Raw genomic sequence first — 17,225 nt, 5'->3', positions numbered from 1 at the left:
AAAAGCAAAGTTGAAGTTATGTCACAACCCCTATTTAAAAAAGTTGCATTTATTGGTTTAGGACTCATCGGGTCGAGTTTGGCACGGGTTATTGTTGCCGAAAAGTTGGCGACAACTATTGTGGCTTCTACACGCTCACAGAAAACTTTAGAAGATGCAAAATCACTTGGCTTAATACAAGAAGGATTTTCTGATCCTGTAGAGGCTGTGAAAGGGGCTGATTTAGTGGTTTTAGCCTTGCCAGTACGTGCGACACAAAAAGTGCTTGAGCTAATTAAACCTTATTTGACAGAAACCACGATTGTAACTGATGTGGGAAGTACAAAAGGTAATGTCGTCGATGCAGCAAAAGCTGTATTTGGTGAAGATTTACCCGCAGGTTTTGTACCAGGACATCCTATTGCTGGTAGTGAGCATACGGGCGTTCATGCGGGTAAAGTTGATTTATTTGCAAATCACAAAGTAATCTTAACGCCGTTGTCAACAAGTGCAGAATGGGCTGTTGATAAACTGATTCAACTTTGGTCTGCTGCTAAAGCTGAAGTCATTTGTATGGACGTTGCCAAGCATGATGAAGTTTTAGCACATACAAGTCATTTACCGCACTTGATGGCATTTAATTTGGTTGAGCAACTTGCAAACCGAGAAGATAATCTTGATATTTTCCGCTATGCAGCAGGTGGCTTTCGTGACTTTTCACGGATTGCAGCTAGTGATCCACAAATGTGGCATGACATTTTCTTTGCCAATAAAACAGCCATATTAAATGCTGTAGATGGCTTCGAAAAGCAACTAACCGTACTTAGAAAATTGATTGAAAACGAAGACTCTCATGCATTAATGGGTTTACTCGGCCATGCTCAGGCAGCACGTCAGCATTTCAATCATATGTTAGCCAAAAAACCTTTAATGGAGAAAAATAAGGTGACACAGCAATTCAGTATCTTACCGGGAAATAAGGCATTTAAAGGTAAATTTACCGTACCGGGTGACAAATCTGTGTCACATCGCTCCATTATGTTTGGTGCTATTGCCGAAGGCACGACTCATGTCACTGGCTTCCTTGAAGGTGAAGATGCTTTGGCAACTTTGCAAGCTTTCCGTGATATGGGTGTAAGCATTGAAGGCCCTAAGAATGGTGAAGTGGCCATTCATGGCGTGGGCATGCATGGTTTAAAAGCACCAGCGAGTGCCTTGTATATGGGTAACTCTGGAACGAGCATGCGTTTGCTTTCAGGCATGTTATCAGCACAAAAATTTGATTCAGTGATGACAGGTGATGCATCACTTTCTAAACGTCCAATGGAGCGTATTGCTAAGCCATTGCGTTTAATGGGTGCGCAAATCCAGACAACAGGTGAGAAAGGTACACCACCTGTAAGTATTACTGGTGCTCAGCAATTAAAAGGCATTCAATACGACTTGCCAATGGCATCTGCTCAGGTGAAGTCGGGTATTTTACTTGCGGGCCTATGGGCTGAAGGTGAAACTTCAGTCACTGAGCCAGAACCAACTCGTGACCACACAGAGCGTATGCTTCGTGCATTTGGTTATGATGTTAAAACCGAAGGCAACAAGATTTCACTCGTTGGTGGTGGAAAATTAGTAGGTACTGATATTCAGGTTCCATCTGATATTTCATCTGCTGCTTTCTTTATGGTGGGTGCTGCAATTACTGAAGGTTCCGATGTTGTTCTGGAAGCTGTAGGTATTAATCCAACACGTACTGGTGTAATTGAAATTTTAAAACAGATGGGTGCTGACCTGACTGTTGAAAATGAACGTATTGCCGGTGGAGAACCTATTGCTGATATTCATATTAAAGGTTCACGCACACTTAAAGGCATCCATATGCCTGAAGACCAAGTACCTTTGGCAATTGATGAATTCCCAGCTTTATTTATCGCAGCAGCTTGTGCCGAAGGTCAAACAGTATTAACTGGTGCGGCAGAACTTCGTGTGAAAGAGTCTGACCGCATTCAGGTCATGGCTGATGGCTTAAAAATCATGGGTATTGACTGTACGCCAACTGATGATGGCATCATTATCGAAGGTAAAGGCAAATCTGGCGATTGGTCACCAATCTTTGCTGGCGGCGAAATTGAATCACATCATGACCACCGTATTGCTATGAGTTTTAGTATGGCAGGTCTTCGTAATTCTGGTCCGATTACAATTCATGGTACTGAAACTGTGGCGACAAGCTTTCCGACTTTCACTGAGTTGGCGAATCGTGCAGGCTTAACAATCGAAGTTAGCCAATAACTTTTGACCTGACACATTTTATAATTGCTAACACAATAGCAACGGCAGCAGCGGGCTAAAGGCTTGGCTGCTGTTTGTTTATTGCTTATGCTAAGTGCAGATAATGATAATAGTGTTAGGACAAAGGATGAAAAAATTACAATTTATTGCCAGTTGCCCACAACATGGAGTGCTTGATCATCCACCAAATGAATGCCATATCACTCAAGAATATGTAGCGGCTTTATTATTTAAACAATTGGGGCATTATGGTTTCGATGCACAGCATATTGTGCATGAGCATGAAAAGGTAGAAGTGAGTATTGATAATCATCTTTTACCTTTGTCTATTACTTGCCAGAAAACAGACCATGAAGGGCATTTGATGTGTGAAATCTCTGCCAATCCAGATGAGGAACAAGACTGGTTTGAGAAAATCGAAACTCAAAGCATTATTCGTCAGCTTGCACAGGCAGTTGAAAATAGTTTGAAGGCTGATCATAGCTTTTCCCAATTTGTTTGGAAGTCTTGATCAATTAAATATATTTTATGAAGTAAGGGTGAACATATTTGTTCACCCTTTTTATTTATTAATATTGATAAGAACTATTTATTTTTGTAGTGACATTATTTAATAAAAATTAACAAACGAAAAAATAATATTGTTTGAATTTTGAACTAATTTTCTATTAATTTAAAAATGCTTTTTAACAAAGAACTACTCAATTTCCTCTTCTTATTTATATTATTTTACAGAGAATTAACATGAACATAATTTCCAGTAATTATTCAAAAGGCTTTGGTATATTGATTATCTCCTTATTATCAGCGTGTAATAGTGATGATAAAGATACCACCATAGACTCAACAAACCAGAAGTTGCTAGAAAGAACAATTACTTCTTTAGAAAATCTTAAGCAAAATCTAGTATGGCAAGAAAATCAGTGTAATAGTATCTATTCTAAAGTTATCAGTGAGGCAGCTATTGCTCAAAAATCAGCGGCAGAACTAAGAGCGAATATCGCTAGTTCAAATAATTTAGGAGTTTTTCTTGATAATCAAATTATTCCGAAACTAGCTCAGCTTACAGATGAGTCAACTGTATTAAGAGCGAGGTGTAATGCTCCAGACTATGATGGAACAGGCGTAAGTATTGAACGACCTGCCATGCTAAGGGAAATGTTAAGTGAATGGCAAGGAACAATTAATTTATTGATTCGTCAAATCAATAACCCGCCAAATATGAATCCTGAAATTAAATTAGCGTCATTAACCAACACCAATATTAATCAATCAACTCTAGCAAATTCTAAATTCAAAGATTGTTCAGATAGTTTTTGTCCAGAAATGACGGTTATTCCAGTTGGTAGCTTTTTAATGGGTGGAAATATAAATGAGCAAGAGCAACAAAATGTACCAGCTCAATCTCGACCATACGAATTGCCTCAGCACTTAGTACAAGTCGAAAAACCATTTGCAATGTCAACTTATGAAACAACAATTGCTGAGTTTCAGGCTTTCCAAAAAGAAACTGGCTGGGAAGTCGAGGGGTGTCGTAATTGGGAAACACGCAATGGGGTCTTCAATATGTGGTATCGAGATGATTTAAATCCGAATAATTCGGGTATGAATCAAACACCTCAGGATCCTGTTGTATGTGTACGCCGTGAAGATGGAAGAGAATTTGCGAAATGGTTATCTAAAAAAACAGGTCAGACCTACCGTTTACCAACAGAAGTTGAGTGGGAATATGCGGCGCGTGCTGGAACGACAACAGCGTATTATTGGGGAGACGACCTTAATCTTGACCAAGCTTGTAAATACGCAAATGTATTAGATCCATCTACAGCGGCAGCATTACCCCAAACCAGTGGTTGGAGTCTATTTAAATGCACGGATGGTTATGCATTTACGTCACCAGTCGGGAAGTTTTTACCAAACAATTTTGGTTTATATGATATGAGTGCCAACGCACGAGAATGGGTGGATGACTGCTGGCATTCAAATTATGAAAATGCTCCTAGTGTGAATCGTCGCTGGGGTGAAGAAAATAATGGACAGTGTAATTTCCCAGTTTTACGTGGAGGAGCATGGATATATAACACTTATAACGTGCGAACTGCTTATCGTAATGCGTATGTAACTTCACAAGCTCGTTCAATTATGTGGGGATTCCGTTTGGTTCGTGAAATTTAGCTTTGATTTTTATATCTAATATATTCTACATTTAAAGTCATTTTTTAATTTATCAGCGTCGATTTTAATAAAAACCTAAAACTGCGCTGATAAATTCTTATCTTTCAATAAACCTACGTTTATTAAGAATATTTGTGAGAGTATAAATATATGGTGCCATTTGATTTTTCGAACTTATCTCCTCAAGTGGTTTGGCAGCATTTTCAAACACTTTGTACTATTCCTCGTCCATCAAAGCATGAACAGCAGCTTCGTGAGTTTTTACAAAACTGGGCCGAAAGTCGAAATTTAGAAACATACGTAGATGAAGTCGGTAATTTAATTATTCGTAAGAATGCGACTTCGGGTAAAGAGCACGTATCTGGCGTTATTCTGCAAGGCCATCTAGATATGGTTACGCAGGCTAACACAGGCACAGTACATGACTTCTTTAAAGACCCGATTCAGCCAGTCCTCGAAGATGGCTGGTTAATTGCTAAAGATACTACTTTAGGTGCTGATAATGGCATTGGGGTAGCATTAGCTTTGGCAGTTTTAGACTCAAATGATATTGCTCATGGGCCAATTGAAGTTCTTCTAACAGTTGATGAAGAAGCAGGGATGAGTGGTGCGCGACTTTTACAGGCAGGTGTACTAAAAGGGAAGTGGTTATTTAATATTGATACAGAAGAGTGGGGCGAGTTGTATCTCGGATGTGCTGGTAGTATTGATGTTGAGGTTGAGCAACCGCTTAATTATGAACCAATTCCTGAAAATTTGAATATTGTTAATATTCAGGTGGCTGGTCTTAAAGGTGGTCACTCTGGTGTAGATATACATTTAGGACGTGGCAATGCCAACGTTATTCTGGCTCGCTTTTTAAATGAGTATTTAGCAAAGCTTGGTGGACGACTTGTTGAGTTTACAGGTGGTACTGCTCGTAATGCTTTACCACGAGAAGCATTGGCAACCATTGTAATTTCACCTAACCAATTACCCGAATTAGAAAAATTACTTGCTGAATATCAAACAGCATGGAAAGAACAGCTACAAGGTATTGATGACAATCTGCAATTAACTATTCAGCCTAATAGTGCTGAAGTGGCGGGAGTAATCGCTCAACAACAGCAAAATGAATGGTTACAAGCTTTGGCATCAAGCCCTTATGGGGTTGCAAATATGAGCCAGGTTCTACCAGATGTAGTTGAAACCTCAAACAATATTGGGGTCGTAAAACTAAATCGAGATGGTGGAAAAGCTGTTTTAATGGTTCGCTCAATGGTGAATCAAGAAGCTCAAGACTTTGCAGAAAAAATTCAAAAACATTTCAGTCAATTTAATATCGGCTCTACACTTACGCCGTTAGTGTCGGGTTGGACACCAAATCCAGATTCGGCTGCTCTAAAGTGCTTACAGCAGGCCTATCAAAATGCATTTAATATTGAGCCAAATCTAAAAGTAATTCATGCAGGCTTAGAGTGTGGGATTATTGCCGAGCATTATCCACATTTACAAATGGTTTCTTTTGGACCAGATATTCAGGGGGCACATGCACCGGGTGAACGAGTCAAAGTTGATACTGTAGAGAAATGCTGGAAGCTGCTGGTAACAGCTTTAGCATCTGTAGAGTAGTTTTTACAAATAAGAAGCTCAATTGTGAGCTTCTTAAACTTTAACTTTTACATGAAAATGATGTGGATTTAACTCGATAAACTCGATTTCACAATCAATAAATTTTTCAATCATGGCTGCTTGAGTACGAGTGTGTTCGCTAATACATTGTGCGGTGAATTCACCACCTTGACCTAGAGCTAAAGGTAGAAGCAATTGATCTGCCAAATACTCATCTACAACAGCCTGCGAAGATAAATATAGATTTACATCTTTTGCTAAATGCTCAGCTATTTGCTCTGCACTTTTGCGCATCTCACCTAAAGCCGTAAACAGTTGAGTGTGATATTGATGAGTAACTTTCACATAGACTGTATTGCCTTGGCTAATTCCATTTAAATGAAATTGCTGCTGAGAGCTTAAGTTTAGTTTTTTACTTAATGTGGTTAATTCACGTTGTGCTATCTGTGCTTCTTCTGAAAGATTTAATACAGCTGCAAAGGCCTCATTACTTTGCAAAGCACCGCGATCTAATAAATTTAGCTTGTTTCGATGTTGCCATGGTTGAACGGTAACCTGAATTTCACCTGCACCAATTGGAAAGAAGCCGGCTTTACTTAATTTAAAATCTACGTTAATTCCAATTTGAGCTAGAGCAGGTAAAAAGCAGTGTTCAATAAAATCTGCTGTTGGTGCAAGTGGGTTATGTGTACCCCCTGAAATGGTGAGTTCAGTAGCTTCATTTTGTAATAACAAAACAGGTAGAAGCGTTTGTAAAACCAGTGTTGTACTACCCGCTGAACCGATTTGAAATTGATATTTACCACTTTGAACATGCTGAGGTGCGAAATATAAACGTTGGCTATGTAATTCAGCACCCTCTACATAAGCTTGGCTAATTTGTTGAGATGCTTGTACACAAACCAAATGTTGACGCATTAATCCTGGTTTTTTACGTCCTGCACGTATATTAATTAATTCAAATGCCTGACCTGTAATCATTGAAAGGGCAAGAGCAGTTCTTAAAATCTGTCCACCACCTTCACCTTGTGAACCATCAATTTGGATGGTTTTGGGCATATTTGCCAAAGCTTTATTCACTTCTGTTTTCCTTATTTTCTAATTTAATGAACATACTGTCAGTACATGGTAATGCGAAGTAACGTTTGACTTTGTTTTCGACAAAGGTTTACTAGGTGCATAGTGCTGAGTCTCATAAGTGAATATCGATGCACGACTCACATGCTGCCATAGCCGCCTGAATTATTTTCAATCCCTCAGATCGGAGTAACGCAGGATCTTGTACTCGCCCAGTATGTCCAAACTTTGATTGTGAAAATGATTTCACAAAATCTATTATTTAATCGATAAGATCAATTTGCCAATTAGCAGCCTGAATTTTTACGTTTAAGTCACGTAGTTTCGCACTGATATCATCTGCCTGCTTTTGTAAGCTAGAAACAGGAATGACTTTCTTCCACTTAATTTCACGTGAGCTATAACGATCAGGTTCTCGATGTGTATTAGCAATCGCATCGATTAAAATCTTATGCTGTTCAGCATAACTATCGCGCAAGCTTAATAGAGACAATAATACTTTGCCATCTTCCAGTTTTGCTTGTGCATTGGTCAAATGAATACGACAAATCAATTGATTGCTTTCCTGAGTTAAAGCGAATACTTGTTTGATGAGCTCATTTGGATCTTCACTAGGTTCATCACCTTCTTGTACCAATACATTGGCATTAATTCGTTGTTTTAACGAAGCAAGCTTTTTTTGTTGATCGCTTCGAAGTAAAAGTGCTTCTGCGAGTTTCATTTTATTTACCTTTTATTCAATATGTACAATCAATAAGTTCGAAATATCTTCTAATTGCATCGTAGTTTTTGCACATTCAGTAATGTCTTCTAAAGTTTCTTCTTCATGCCAAGTTGTCATAAAGCAATGATCGACTGGTAGTTGATAGTTATAAAAAACTAGATATGTTTCGTCTAGGACATCATGCCAAACAGAACACTCATATCCTGTAACCATTGCTTGAATACAGTGTTTTGAATAGACAATCTGCTCACAGATCCAATTACGCCATTTAGGCAGAATTTGATCGGTTTCCACAACCAAGATGATGGAATAGGGATATCTAGGCAGAAACAGATGCTTTTCTTCATTTGACCTGATTCTATAGCTTCGAATATCTAAACTATCTTTTTCCATAATCACCCTTTAACACACACCACTTGTCGTAAGGTATACACTACTTCAACCAAATCGCTTTGTGCTTTCATTACATCTTCAATTGGTTTATATGCAGATGGAATTTCATCAATAACAGCAGCATCTTTACGGCATTCCACACCTTCAGTTTGTGCAATTTGATCTTCAACAGTAAAACGTCGTTTTGCTTCAGTACGGCTCATAACACGGCCTGCACCATGCGAACATGAACAGAAAGATTCCTGATTTCCAAGCCCACGGACAATAAACGACTTCGCTCCCATTGAGCCTGGAATAATTCCATATTCACCTAGACGCGCACGTACTGCACCTTTACGGGTGACCATCACTTCTTCACCGTAGTGTTCTTCCTTTTCCACATAGTTATGGTGACAGTTCACTGCTTCCAAACGTGCCTGAAAAGGCTTTGGTACAATAGTCGCCAAGGCTTTAATTGCAGATTGCATCATGATTTCTCGGTTCTTCATCGCAAAGCGTTGGGCCCAACCTACAGCAAACCAGTAATCATCAAAATGTTCAGTTCCTTCGACTAAATATGCTAAATCTTTATTTGGTAAGTTAATGAAATGCTTCTGCATGTCTTTACGTGCAAGTTCGATAAAATGATTACCGATAGCATTTCCTACACCACGAGAACCTGAGTGCAACATAATCCAAACATGATCATGCTCATCTAAACAGATTTCGACAAAGTGGTTTCCAGTACCTAAAGTTCCCAAATGTTTGCGGTTATTGGTGTTTTTTAAGCGTGGATGTTTTGCACAAATGTATTCAAAATCTGCAACAAGATCGGCCCAAGCTTGATCTACCATTTCTGGTGGAGTTTCCCATGAACCACGATCACGTCCGCGCTTAGTCATTCCATGTGGAATTAATTGTTCAAGTTCAGTACGTAGAGCATGTAAATTATCTGGTAAATCTGAAGCAGTTAAGCTTGTACGGGTTGCCATCATTCCACAACCAATATCTACACCCACAGCAGCAGGAATAATTGCCCCTTTAGTTGGAATCACGCTACCAATAGTTGCTCCTAAACCGAAGTGTACATCTGGCATGACAGCCATCCATTTATAAATAAAAGGCATTTGAGCAGTTTGCAATAATTGTTGTTTTGAGTTGTCATCAACAAGCACGCCTTTAGTCCACATTTTGACTGGCATACTTTTTTCATTTTGCAGAACTTGATAAGAACGTTCTTGCTGCTTTTGTTCAAATTGAGCTTGTTGGTTAATTTCTTCAATGACAGACATTTTCTTTTCCTTTCAAAGCCTGCCTGCCAAGCGTTTGCAGGCAGGTGTTATTCACAAGATCCCAATGATGTTGTGTGCTTTGTACTATTACAATGAGTGTGCCAACTTTTTTAAAAAGCATTTAATTTAAGCGTAAATTATTGAAAATAATAAATAAAAATAATTTTATTTTATATAGGGTGAATTTTATTGGCGGTTTTTAATATTAAAAATATATCCAAAAATATATTTAAATATCTTTTTGGATATATTCAATTAATAGATTTTACAATTTTATCGACTTTTAAAAGCTGTCCAACTTCATTTAAAGTAAACTCATCAAAATCATTTGCTAAATAAAAATGACCTTTATAAAACTGGCGAACTTCTTCGATTATAGCTTGCTGCCCAGCTTTATCTTGATGTCGGGGGCTAAAATGCGTCAGAATTAAATTACTCAAAGATTGCTGTTCTGCAAATTCAGCCATCATTTTTGCTGAGCTATGCATTGGACCTTTGCCGACTTTATCTAAAACCGTTTGCAAGTATGTTGATTCGTGAATAAGGAGTTGGGCATCTTTGCAAGCGTCAGCTAATAGTTCTGGTTGGTCATTATCACCACCTATAATTGCATGAACTTGGTGATTTTGAATTTTGATAAAGTCTTGAGCTTTTAAAGTTTGTCCCTCAAATTCAATATTGTAGCCTCGTTTTAAATGGCCCCACATATCGCCTTGAGGTATGCCAAGCTGAGTTAGAGCTTGGGTATCTAACTTCTTCTGAATAGATTTGATATAAATGCTAAAAGCAAAACTTGGAACACGATGGCTTAGAGGGTGTGCTTGAACAATGAATTCGTCAGTGATCTGTTGTGGCTGTGTTGCTTCATTTACATCAATAAATTGAAGGGAATAAGGCAAATGTAAGTCTGTAAGCTGGGCAGTGATTTCAAACCATTGCTGAATTTCTTTCGGTGCAATCACGATTAAGGGCTTGCTACGGGCATTCATGCCTGCACTTGCCAATAAACCAACTAGACCATAACAATGATCGCCGTGAACATGTGTAATACAAATGGCAACTAGATTTTTTAGTGAAAGTTTAGCTTGTTGAATGCGGTGCTGTGTACCTTCGCCAGCATCAATTAAAATCCAGTCCTTATTTTTGCTGTTGCGAACTGCTAATCCTGAAACATTACGTGTTAGGGTTGGTACACCTGAAGATGTGCCTAAAAAAGTAAAATGAAGCATATTCTTGGAATTTTTTGGTCAAATGCGTATTGTATATTATAGACACTTATAAAATTTTATAGAAATTATGGCGGATGCAAAGAAAACAGTCGTTATTGGCTTTGTCGGTTCTACGCTTGATCAGGGGAGAAGGCCGGATCGATGGCAACGTTGGCGTCCTACACTTAGCCTGTTAATGCATGAAGATTTGCTTGTAGATGAATTGGTGCTGTTACATGATCGACAACATCATAATTTAGTTAAATCTATAGCAGCAGATGCTAAAGAGATCTCTCCACAAACTGAAGTTTCTGGACATAAGGTAAGTATTAAAGATCCTTGGGATTTTGCTGAAGTTTATGGTGCACTTTATGATTTTGTAAAAACCTATCCGTTTGATGTCGAAAAAAATAACTATTTATTGCATATCACAACGGGAACACATGTTGCCCAAATTTGTTGGTATTTATTGGTAGATGCACATTATTTACCTGCTCAGCTTATCCAAAGCTCACCTAATCAACCAAAGACCCCAAAAGGTGAATATAGAATTATTGATCTGGACCTGTCTCGATACGATGTTTTAAAACAGCGCTTCGATGATGAACAAAAACAAAATTGGCAACAACTTAAAGCAAATATTTCTACTCATAATAAAGCGTTTAATCAGCTTATTGAGGAAGTTGAATTAGTTGCAACCCGCTCTAGTGCACCTATTTTGATTATGGGGGCAACAGGGGTTGGTAAGTCTCATTTAGCAAAACAAATTTTTCAGTTAAAGAAAGATAAATTTCAATTAAGCGGTCGTTTTATTGATGTTAACTGTGCAACCTTGCGTGGTGATAGTGCCATGTCAACTTTATTTGGTCATATAAAAGGTGCATTTACAGGAGCAGCAGCTTCTCGTGCTGGTTTATTAAAAAGTGCTGACCAAGGCATTTTATTTTTAGATGAAATTGGTGAATTAGGACTTGATGAACAAGCTATGCTGCTAAAAGCGCTAGAAGACAAAAGTTTTTTTCCTGTTGGAAGTGATAAGGAAATTCAGGCTGATTTTCAGCTAATCGCAGGTACTAACCGTGATTTACGCAATGAGGTTCAAGCTGGTCGTTTTCGTGAAGATTTATGGGCTCGTTTGAATACGTGGACGTTCTTCTTACCAAATTTAAAAGACCGTGTAGAAGATATTGCACCCAATATTGATTTTGAGCTACAGCGTTTTGCTGCAATTCATCAAAGACAATTACGTTTTCAACGTGATGCTTTAGAAACATATTTAAAGTTTGCTAAATCAGTAGATGCATCATGGCAAGGAAATTTTAGAGATTTAGCAGCGAGCGTAACTCGTTTGGCAACTTTATCGCAAGGTGAGTTAATTCGCCGTGAAGCTGTAGAAAAAGAAATTCAACGTCTAAAGCAGCTTTGGCTTATTCAGGATGAATCTTACAATGATAAAAATACAGATATTTTGTTGAACTATTTAAGTCCTGAGCAGCTAGAACAAATAGATGAATTTGATCAGATTCAATTACGAGGTGTGCTCAAAATCTGCGAAAATTCAAAATCCATGGCAGAGGCGGGAAGACAACTCTTTTCAGTATCTCGACAACAACGTAATACAACAAATGATAGTGACCGAGTGAAAAAATATTTAGCCCGTTTTGGGTTAAGTTGGAATAATTTTCAATAATGACACGGCTTATAAAATGATGGGCATACTCTCAAGTTATGCCCATCAAGTTACCGTTTATTTCATGATAATAAAACGTGTAATGATTTGGCGAAGCTGCTTTAAATAGCCTGTAAAGAAGTGGTTAGCACCCGGTAAAATTGTGATTGGATGTTTTTGTGGTTTTGCCCACTCAATTGCATCTGAAAGTAAAGTAATATCATCTTGCTCACCATGAATGAGTAGAATATCACCTTGAATTTCAGGAGTTTTATAGTGGCGTAAACCTACTACAGTAGCTGTTGGTAAACCACATAAAATTAACTGTACAGGTCGTAATTCAGGTTCAAGCTGTGCAAAGCATTTTGCTAAAACATGTGAGCCAAAGCTAAAACCGCCTGCATAAAAGGGTAGGCCTTCATGAAGCTTACGAACGTGCTCAATTACAGCTAAGATATCTTCAGTTTCACCATGGCCTTCATCATGAATGCCTTCACTGCCGCCTAAACCACGGAAACTAGGACGGTAAACAATACAACCATATTCATTAAAAATTTGGGTTAAAAGGGCAGGGACTTTATGCTGAGGGGTTCCACCTTGCAATGGGTGCGGATGGCAAACAACCGCAAAGCCTTTGATTTCACCTTCAGGGCGGTCAACGAAAAGTTCAATTTTACCTACTGGACCCTGGATGAAAGTTTGCTCAGACATATAAGAACCGCTAAATAACAATACGTAGTGCTATTTTACCGATAGTCGTCATTGAAAACACGAGTTAGCATTAAAAAATATCTACTGTTATAGTTGGTATTAAGAATAATTTTTTCAGGTTGTCTATGCTTGCTTTAATTTCTCCTGCAAAAACTTTAGATTATGAAACAGCGTTACCTACAGATGAGTTTACTCAGCCTCGCTTGTTAGAAAACTCAGCACAATTAATTGATGTTTGCCGCAAACTTTCTGCTTCGGAAATTGCGAGTTTAATGAGTGTAAGTGAAAAAATTGCCACACTAAATGCAGATCGATTTAGAGACTGGAATCCCGAATTTAATTTCTCAAATGCTCGCCAAGCAATTTATGCATTTAAAGGGGATGTTTACACCGGTTTAGATGCTTATCATTTGAAAGACAAAGATATTAATTTTGCACAGCAGCATTTGCGTATGCTCTCTGGTCTATATGGTTTATTGCGTCCTTTAGATTTAATGATGCCTTATCGTTTAGAGATGGGTACTAAATTAAAAAATACTCGCGGTCATAATTTGTATGAATTCTGGGGTGATATCATCACTAACCAAATTAATGAAGACTTGGCAGCAATTAAATCTGAATTGCTGGTAAATCTAGCTTCAGATGAATATTACAAGTCTGTCAATGAAAAGAAAATTAAGGCTGAAATTGTGAAGCCTGTTTTTCTTGACCAGAAAAATGGCAAATATAAAGTCATTAGTTTCTATGCGAAAAAAGCACGCGGTTTAATGGCTCGTTTTATTGTTGAAAACCAATTAAATAAAGCTGAAGACATCAAAGCGTTTAATACCGAGGGTTATTACTTTGATGCTGATAACTCATCGGCAAAAGAGTTGGTGTTTAAACGTGATGAGCAATAATCTTAAGCGTGGTTAATAGATGATGATGCAGCTTTATTTATCAAAACTAAAACATGTTTGGTTTGAGCTGCATCAGCATTATGATTTTTCTGAACCGCAGAAAATCTATGATGAACTTATTGCGGCTTATAGTGAAAAGCAGCGAGCCTACCATACCGTCCAACATTTATATGAATGTTTGAGTTTAATGGAGGCGATCCAATACGAATTAAATGATCCGTATGCAGTTGCATTGGCTCTCTGGTTTCATGATGTTATCTATGATCCTCAAGCACCAGATAATGAGCTTAAAAGTGCTCAGTTATTTGAACAAGCGATGGCGCAAGATTTATCATCCGATACTCTAGAGAAAATAAAGCGTTGGATACTTGCGACTCAAAAGCATGCATTAACCGATGAAACAGATTTGCAATTTTTATTGGATATTGATTTAGCTATTTTGGCAGCAACACCTGAACGTTTTATCCAGTATGAACAGCAAATTCAGCAGGAGTATTCTTGGGTTGATCCAGAAGTATATTCAATTAAGAGAAAACAAGTTTTAATACATTTTTATCAGTCTGAGCCACTTTATCAAACTGTATATTTCCAAAAGAATTTTGAGTTAAACGCCAAGGATAATTTAAGACGAATATTGGAATAGCCTAAGTATATTAGAATAAAGCGATATATTTTTAAAAGGTAAAATGGTTATACGTTAGGAGAAAGGAATCACTGGAAAAAAGCAGTGATTCCTTGGAAATAAATTACTTAAAGAAATAACCAGTTTCTGGTGAGCTTGCATTTGCCATGCGTTTACGTGGCATACGTCCAGCTAAAAATGCTTCACGACCAGCTTCAACAGCTTTTTTCATTGCAGAAGCCATCAAAATAGGATTTTGCGCAGCTGCAATAGCTGTATTCATCAATACACCATCACAACCGAGTTCCATTGCAATAGCAGCATCACTTGCTGTGCCAACACCTGCGTCAACTAAAACTGGTACTTTCGCATTTTCTTTAATAATTGAAATGGTGTGTGGGTTTAAAATACCTAAACCTGAACCAATTAGACTACCTAAAGGCATAATCGCAACACAGCCCATACTTTCAAGTTCTTGAGCAATGATTGGGTCGTCAGAGGTATAGACCATAATCTCAAAACCGTCATCAATCAAAGTGCGCGCGGCTTTTAAAGTCTCGGTTACATTTGGATATAAGGTTTTTTCATCACCCAATACTTCAAGTTTTACTAGGTTATGACCATCAAGTAACTCACGCGCTAACATGCAGGTACGTACTGCGCTATCAGCATCAAAACAACCTGCGGTATTTGGCAAAATTGTATATTTTTCTGGTGGAATGACAGACAGTAAATTCGGTTGATCTGGATTTTGTCCAATATTCACACGGCGGATTGCGACAGTTACGATTTCTGCACCACTGGCTTGAATAGCTAAATCCGTTTCATTTAAGTCTTTATATTTGCCAGTTCCGACCAATAAGCGAGATTGAAAAGAACGTGAACCAATAATGAGAGGGGTGTCTTGCATGGATAACTCCGACTTAGCCGCCGCCAACAGCGTGAATAATTTCGATACGGTCATGTTGAGCAATAGAAATTTGCTCTAATTTGCTTTTAGAAACGATTTGCTGATTGTGCTCAACAGCAAAACGTTTTCCTTCAAGTGCCAACTCCTGAATGAGTTGCAACAGGTTTTGGCTAGGCGTGTCCGTTAATTCGCCATTTAAATAAATTTGCATGATCACATTCCGATTATTTTGCGTATTTGAAAGCATTCCAAGCCAAGACTAGCCATCCCGCAATCATTAAGGCTCCACCGATTGGCGTAATTGCGCCTAATATTCGTGGTAAACCTAGCGCCATGATGTAAAGCGAACCACAAAAAAATAGAATACCAATTTGGATAAGCAAGAAAGATAACTTGATTGGGAAATGAGGAAGAACCTTACTTAAAATACCAAGAGCTAATAGGCCAAGCGCATGATAAAAAAAGTAGTCGGTTGCAGTCTGCCACCAAGCAAGTTGCTCAGGACCCGCGTGAGCTTTAAGACCATGTGCTCCAAAAGCACCCAACATGACTGCAAAAGCAAGATTAAGGGCTGAAATGGCGATCCACATAACAAAAAACGCAACTGAATAATGAAAGGCAACGTTAACATAGATTGGGTTGGCTAAACATAGCCAGATAAAACAAAAGGGCGATTCGCCCTTTTATTTTTTTCATTTATTTTAGCTTGCTGACATGGCAGTTTTGATTTTTTCCATCGCATTCTTTTCAAGCTGACGAATACGTTCTGCCGAAACATTATATTCAGCTGCTAACTCGTGAAGAGTAGACTTGTCATCATCTAACCAGCGGCGTTGTAAAATATTACGCGAACGGTCATCTAACTGGTCCATTGCATCATGCAAGGCTGAAGTACTTTGCTCTTCCCAGTCTTCGTTCTCGACTAAACGGGCAGGGTCGTAGCGGTTATCTTCAAGATACAACGCAGGCGCTGTGTGTGGAGTATCATCGTCGTCATCGCCTTGTGCTTCAAAAGCAGCATCATAAGCAGTTAAACGACCTTCCATTTCCAGAACTTGTTCTGGAGTTACATTTAAGTCATTAGCAATCGATTGAGCTTCTTCGAGCGTTAATTTTTTACTCGATTTTTTTAAACTACGTAAATTGAAAAATAATTTACGCTGAGCTTTTGTCGTTGCAATCTTGACGATACGCCAGTTGCGGATAACGTATTCATGAATTTCTGCCTTAATCCAATGGACGGCAAAAGATACTAAACGCACACCCATATTTGGGTCGAAACGTTTCACGGCTTTCATTAAGCCTAAATTACCTTCTTGAATAAGGTCGCCTTGTGGTAGGCCATAACCTGCATAGCTGCGCGCAATATGAACGACAAAACGTAAATGCGACATTACCAGCATTTTTGCGGCATCAAGATCTTGGTCATAATAATAACGTTCAGCAAGTTCTTTTTCTTGCTCGGCCGTTAAAATAGGAATCTGATTGACAGTACTGATATATGCACCAAGGTTTACACCGGGCGCAGACAATGACAGGGGCATCAATTGATTGCTGCTGTCACTCATGAGTTCTCCTTATAGGATCGAATGGGATAACCAATAAATTCATCTTAATTTGAATCAGCTTCATAATTAAGGAAAATTGGGTAGAGAAATGTAAAATTTTATGCAATTTCTAATCTTTTAGT

17 protein-coding genes are annotated in these 17,225 nt (G+C 38.3%); 7 read left to right on the top strand and 10 right to left on the bottom strand.

The window, feature by feature from the left end; genetic code table 11:
- The first annotated feature begins 18 nt into the window (after positions 1 to 18).
- The 4 genes from ACTJJH_RS12030 to ACTJJH_RS12015 all read left to right on the top strand — a co-directional run bounded on the left by ACTJJH_RS12030 (position 19) and on the right by ACTJJH_RS12015 (position 6,051).
- On the top strand, positions 19 to 2,265 hold the full coding sequence (locus ACTJJH_RS12030; RefSeq protein WP_440601169.1) for a bifunctional prephenate dehydrogenase/3-phosphoshikimate 1-carboxyvinyltransferase: 2,247 nt from the start codon (positions 19 to 21) through the stop codon (positions 2,263 to 2,265).
- Between the two features lie 127 nt (positions 2,266 to 2,392).
- Positions 2,393 to 2,776 (top strand): hypothetical protein, encoded by a 384-nt coding sequence (locus ACTJJH_RS12025; protein WP_002118252.1) that lies wholly within the window; start codon positions 2,393 to 2,395, stop codon positions 2,774 to 2,776.
- 233 nt (positions 2,777 to 3,009) lie between these two features.
- Positions 3,010 to 4,440 (top strand): formylglycine-generating enzyme family protein, encoded by a 1,431-nt coding sequence (locus tag ACTJJH_RS12020; RefSeq protein WP_320123629.1) that lies wholly within the window; start codon positions 3,010 to 3,012, stop codon positions 4,438 to 4,440.
- Positions 4,441 to 4,590: 150 nt separating this feature from the next.
- Positions 4,591 to 6,051, top strand: coding sequence for an aminoacyl-histidine dipeptidase (locus ACTJJH_RS12015; protein ID WP_320123630.1), 1,461 nt, complete (start codon positions 4,591 to 4,593; stop codon positions 6,049 to 6,051).
- 33 nt (positions 6,052 to 6,084) lie between these two features.
- Here ACTJJH_RS12015 and rtcA read toward each other — a convergent pair whose 3' ends face one another.
- The 5 genes from rtcA to ACTJJH_RS11990 all read right to left on the bottom strand — a co-directional run bounded on the left by rtcA (position 6,085) and on the right by ACTJJH_RS11990 (position 10,745).
- Positions 6,085 to 7,131 (bottom strand): RNA 3'-terminal phosphate cyclase, encoded by a 1,047-nt coding sequence (gene rtcA / locus ACTJJH_RS12010; RefSeq protein ID WP_218660788.1) that lies wholly within the window; start codon positions 7,129 to 7,131, stop codon positions 6,085 to 6,087.
- Positions 7,132 to 7,390: 259 nt separating this feature from the next.
- Complete coding sequence (locus ACTJJH_RS12005) at positions 7,391 to 7,849, bottom strand: DIP1984 family protein (protein ID WP_005073494.1); 459 nt, start codon at positions 7,847 to 7,849, stop codon at positions 7,391 to 7,393.
- A gap of 12 nt (positions 7,850 to 7,861) precedes the next feature.
- Entirely contained in the window at positions 7,862 to 8,245 is a 384-nt protein-coding gene (locus ACTJJH_RS12000; protein ID WP_320123632.1) for a DUF7684 family protein, read from the bottom strand.
- A gap of 2 nt (positions 8,246 to 8,247) precedes the next feature.
- Complete coding sequence (locus ACTJJH_RS11995; protein WP_013197242.1) at positions 8,248 to 9,516, bottom strand: RtcB family protein; 1,269 nt, start codon at positions 9,514 to 9,516, stop codon at positions 8,248 to 8,250.
- A 251-nt stretch (positions 9,517 to 9,767) separates the two neighbouring features.
- Positions 9,768 to 10,745 carry a ribonuclease Z gene (locus ACTJJH_RS11990; RefSeq protein WP_440601168.1) on the bottom strand — a complete coding sequence of 326 codons (978 nt, stop codon included), beginning with the start codon at positions 10,743 to 10,745 and terminating at the stop codon, positions 9,768 to 9,770.
- A gap of 67 nt (positions 10,746 to 10,812) precedes the next feature.
- Between ACTJJH_RS11990 and rtcR the strand changes: the two genes are divergently transcribed.
- Complete coding sequence (gene rtcR, locus ACTJJH_RS11985; RefSeq protein WP_320123634.1) at positions 10,813 to 12,414, top strand: RNA repair transcriptional activator RtcR; 1,602 nt, start codon at positions 10,813 to 10,815, stop codon at positions 12,412 to 12,414.
- A 57-nt stretch (positions 12,415 to 12,471) separates the two neighbouring features.
- Here rtcR and ACTJJH_RS11980 read toward each other — a convergent pair whose 3' ends face one another.
- Positions 12,472 to 13,104: an alpha/beta hydrolase gene (locus ACTJJH_RS11980; RefSeq protein WP_002115250.1), complete on the bottom strand. Its 633-nt coding sequence runs from the start codon at positions 13,102 to 13,104 to the stop codon at positions 12,472 to 12,474.
- Between the two features lie 125 nt (positions 13,105 to 13,229).
- On the opposite strand from ACTJJH_RS11980, the gene yaaA reads away from it, so the two are divergent.
- Entirely contained in the window at positions 13,230 to 14,003 is a 774-nt protein-coding gene (gene yaaA / locus ACTJJH_RS11975; protein WP_320123635.1) for a peroxide stress protein YaaA, read from the top strand.
- A gap of 19 nt (positions 14,004 to 14,022) precedes the next feature.
- Positions 14,023 to 14,646, top strand: a complete 624-nt coding sequence (locus ACTJJH_RS11970; RefSeq protein WP_440601167.1) for an HD domain-containing protein — start codon at positions 14,023 to 14,025, stop codon at positions 14,644 to 14,646.
- 103 nt (positions 14,647 to 14,749) lie between these two features.
- Here the strand turns inward: ACTJJH_RS11970 and ACTJJH_RS11965 are convergent, their stop codons facing one another.
- The 4 genes from ACTJJH_RS11965 to rpoH form a co-directional block, all read right to left on the bottom strand.
- Positions 14,750 to 15,535, bottom strand: a complete 786-nt coding sequence (locus ACTJJH_RS11965) for a thiazole synthase (RefSeq protein WP_001154366.1) — start codon at positions 15,533 to 15,535, stop codon at positions 14,750 to 14,752.
- A 13-nt stretch (positions 15,536 to 15,548) separates the two neighbouring features.
- On the bottom strand, positions 15,549 to 15,746 hold the full coding sequence (gene thiS / locus ACTJJH_RS11960; RefSeq protein ID WP_002115323.1) for a sulfur carrier protein ThiS: 198 nt from the start codon (positions 15,744 to 15,746) through the stop codon (positions 15,549 to 15,551).
- Between the two features lie 13 nt (positions 15,747 to 15,759).
- On the bottom strand, positions 15,760 to 16,125 hold the full coding sequence (locus ACTJJH_RS11955) for a DUF423 domain-containing protein (protein ID WP_002115263.1): 366 nt from the start codon (positions 16,123 to 16,125) through the stop codon (positions 15,760 to 15,762).
- A gap of 111 nt (positions 16,126 to 16,236) precedes the next feature.
- Positions 16,237 to 17,103, bottom strand: a complete 867-nt coding sequence (gene rpoH, locus ACTJJH_RS11950) for an RNA polymerase sigma factor RpoH (RefSeq protein WP_002115267.1) — start codon at positions 17,101 to 17,103, stop codon at positions 16,237 to 16,239.
- Positions 17,104 to 17,225: the final 122 nt, after the last annotated feature.

The sequence above is a fragment of the Acinetobacter sp. 22301 genome, assembly GCF_052045285.1.
Classification (GTDB): domain Bacteria; phylum Pseudomonadota; class Gammaproteobacteria; order Pseudomonadales; family Moraxellaceae; genus Acinetobacter; species Acinetobacter pittii.
This window is presented reverse-complemented; position numbering and strand designations above follow the sequence as displayed.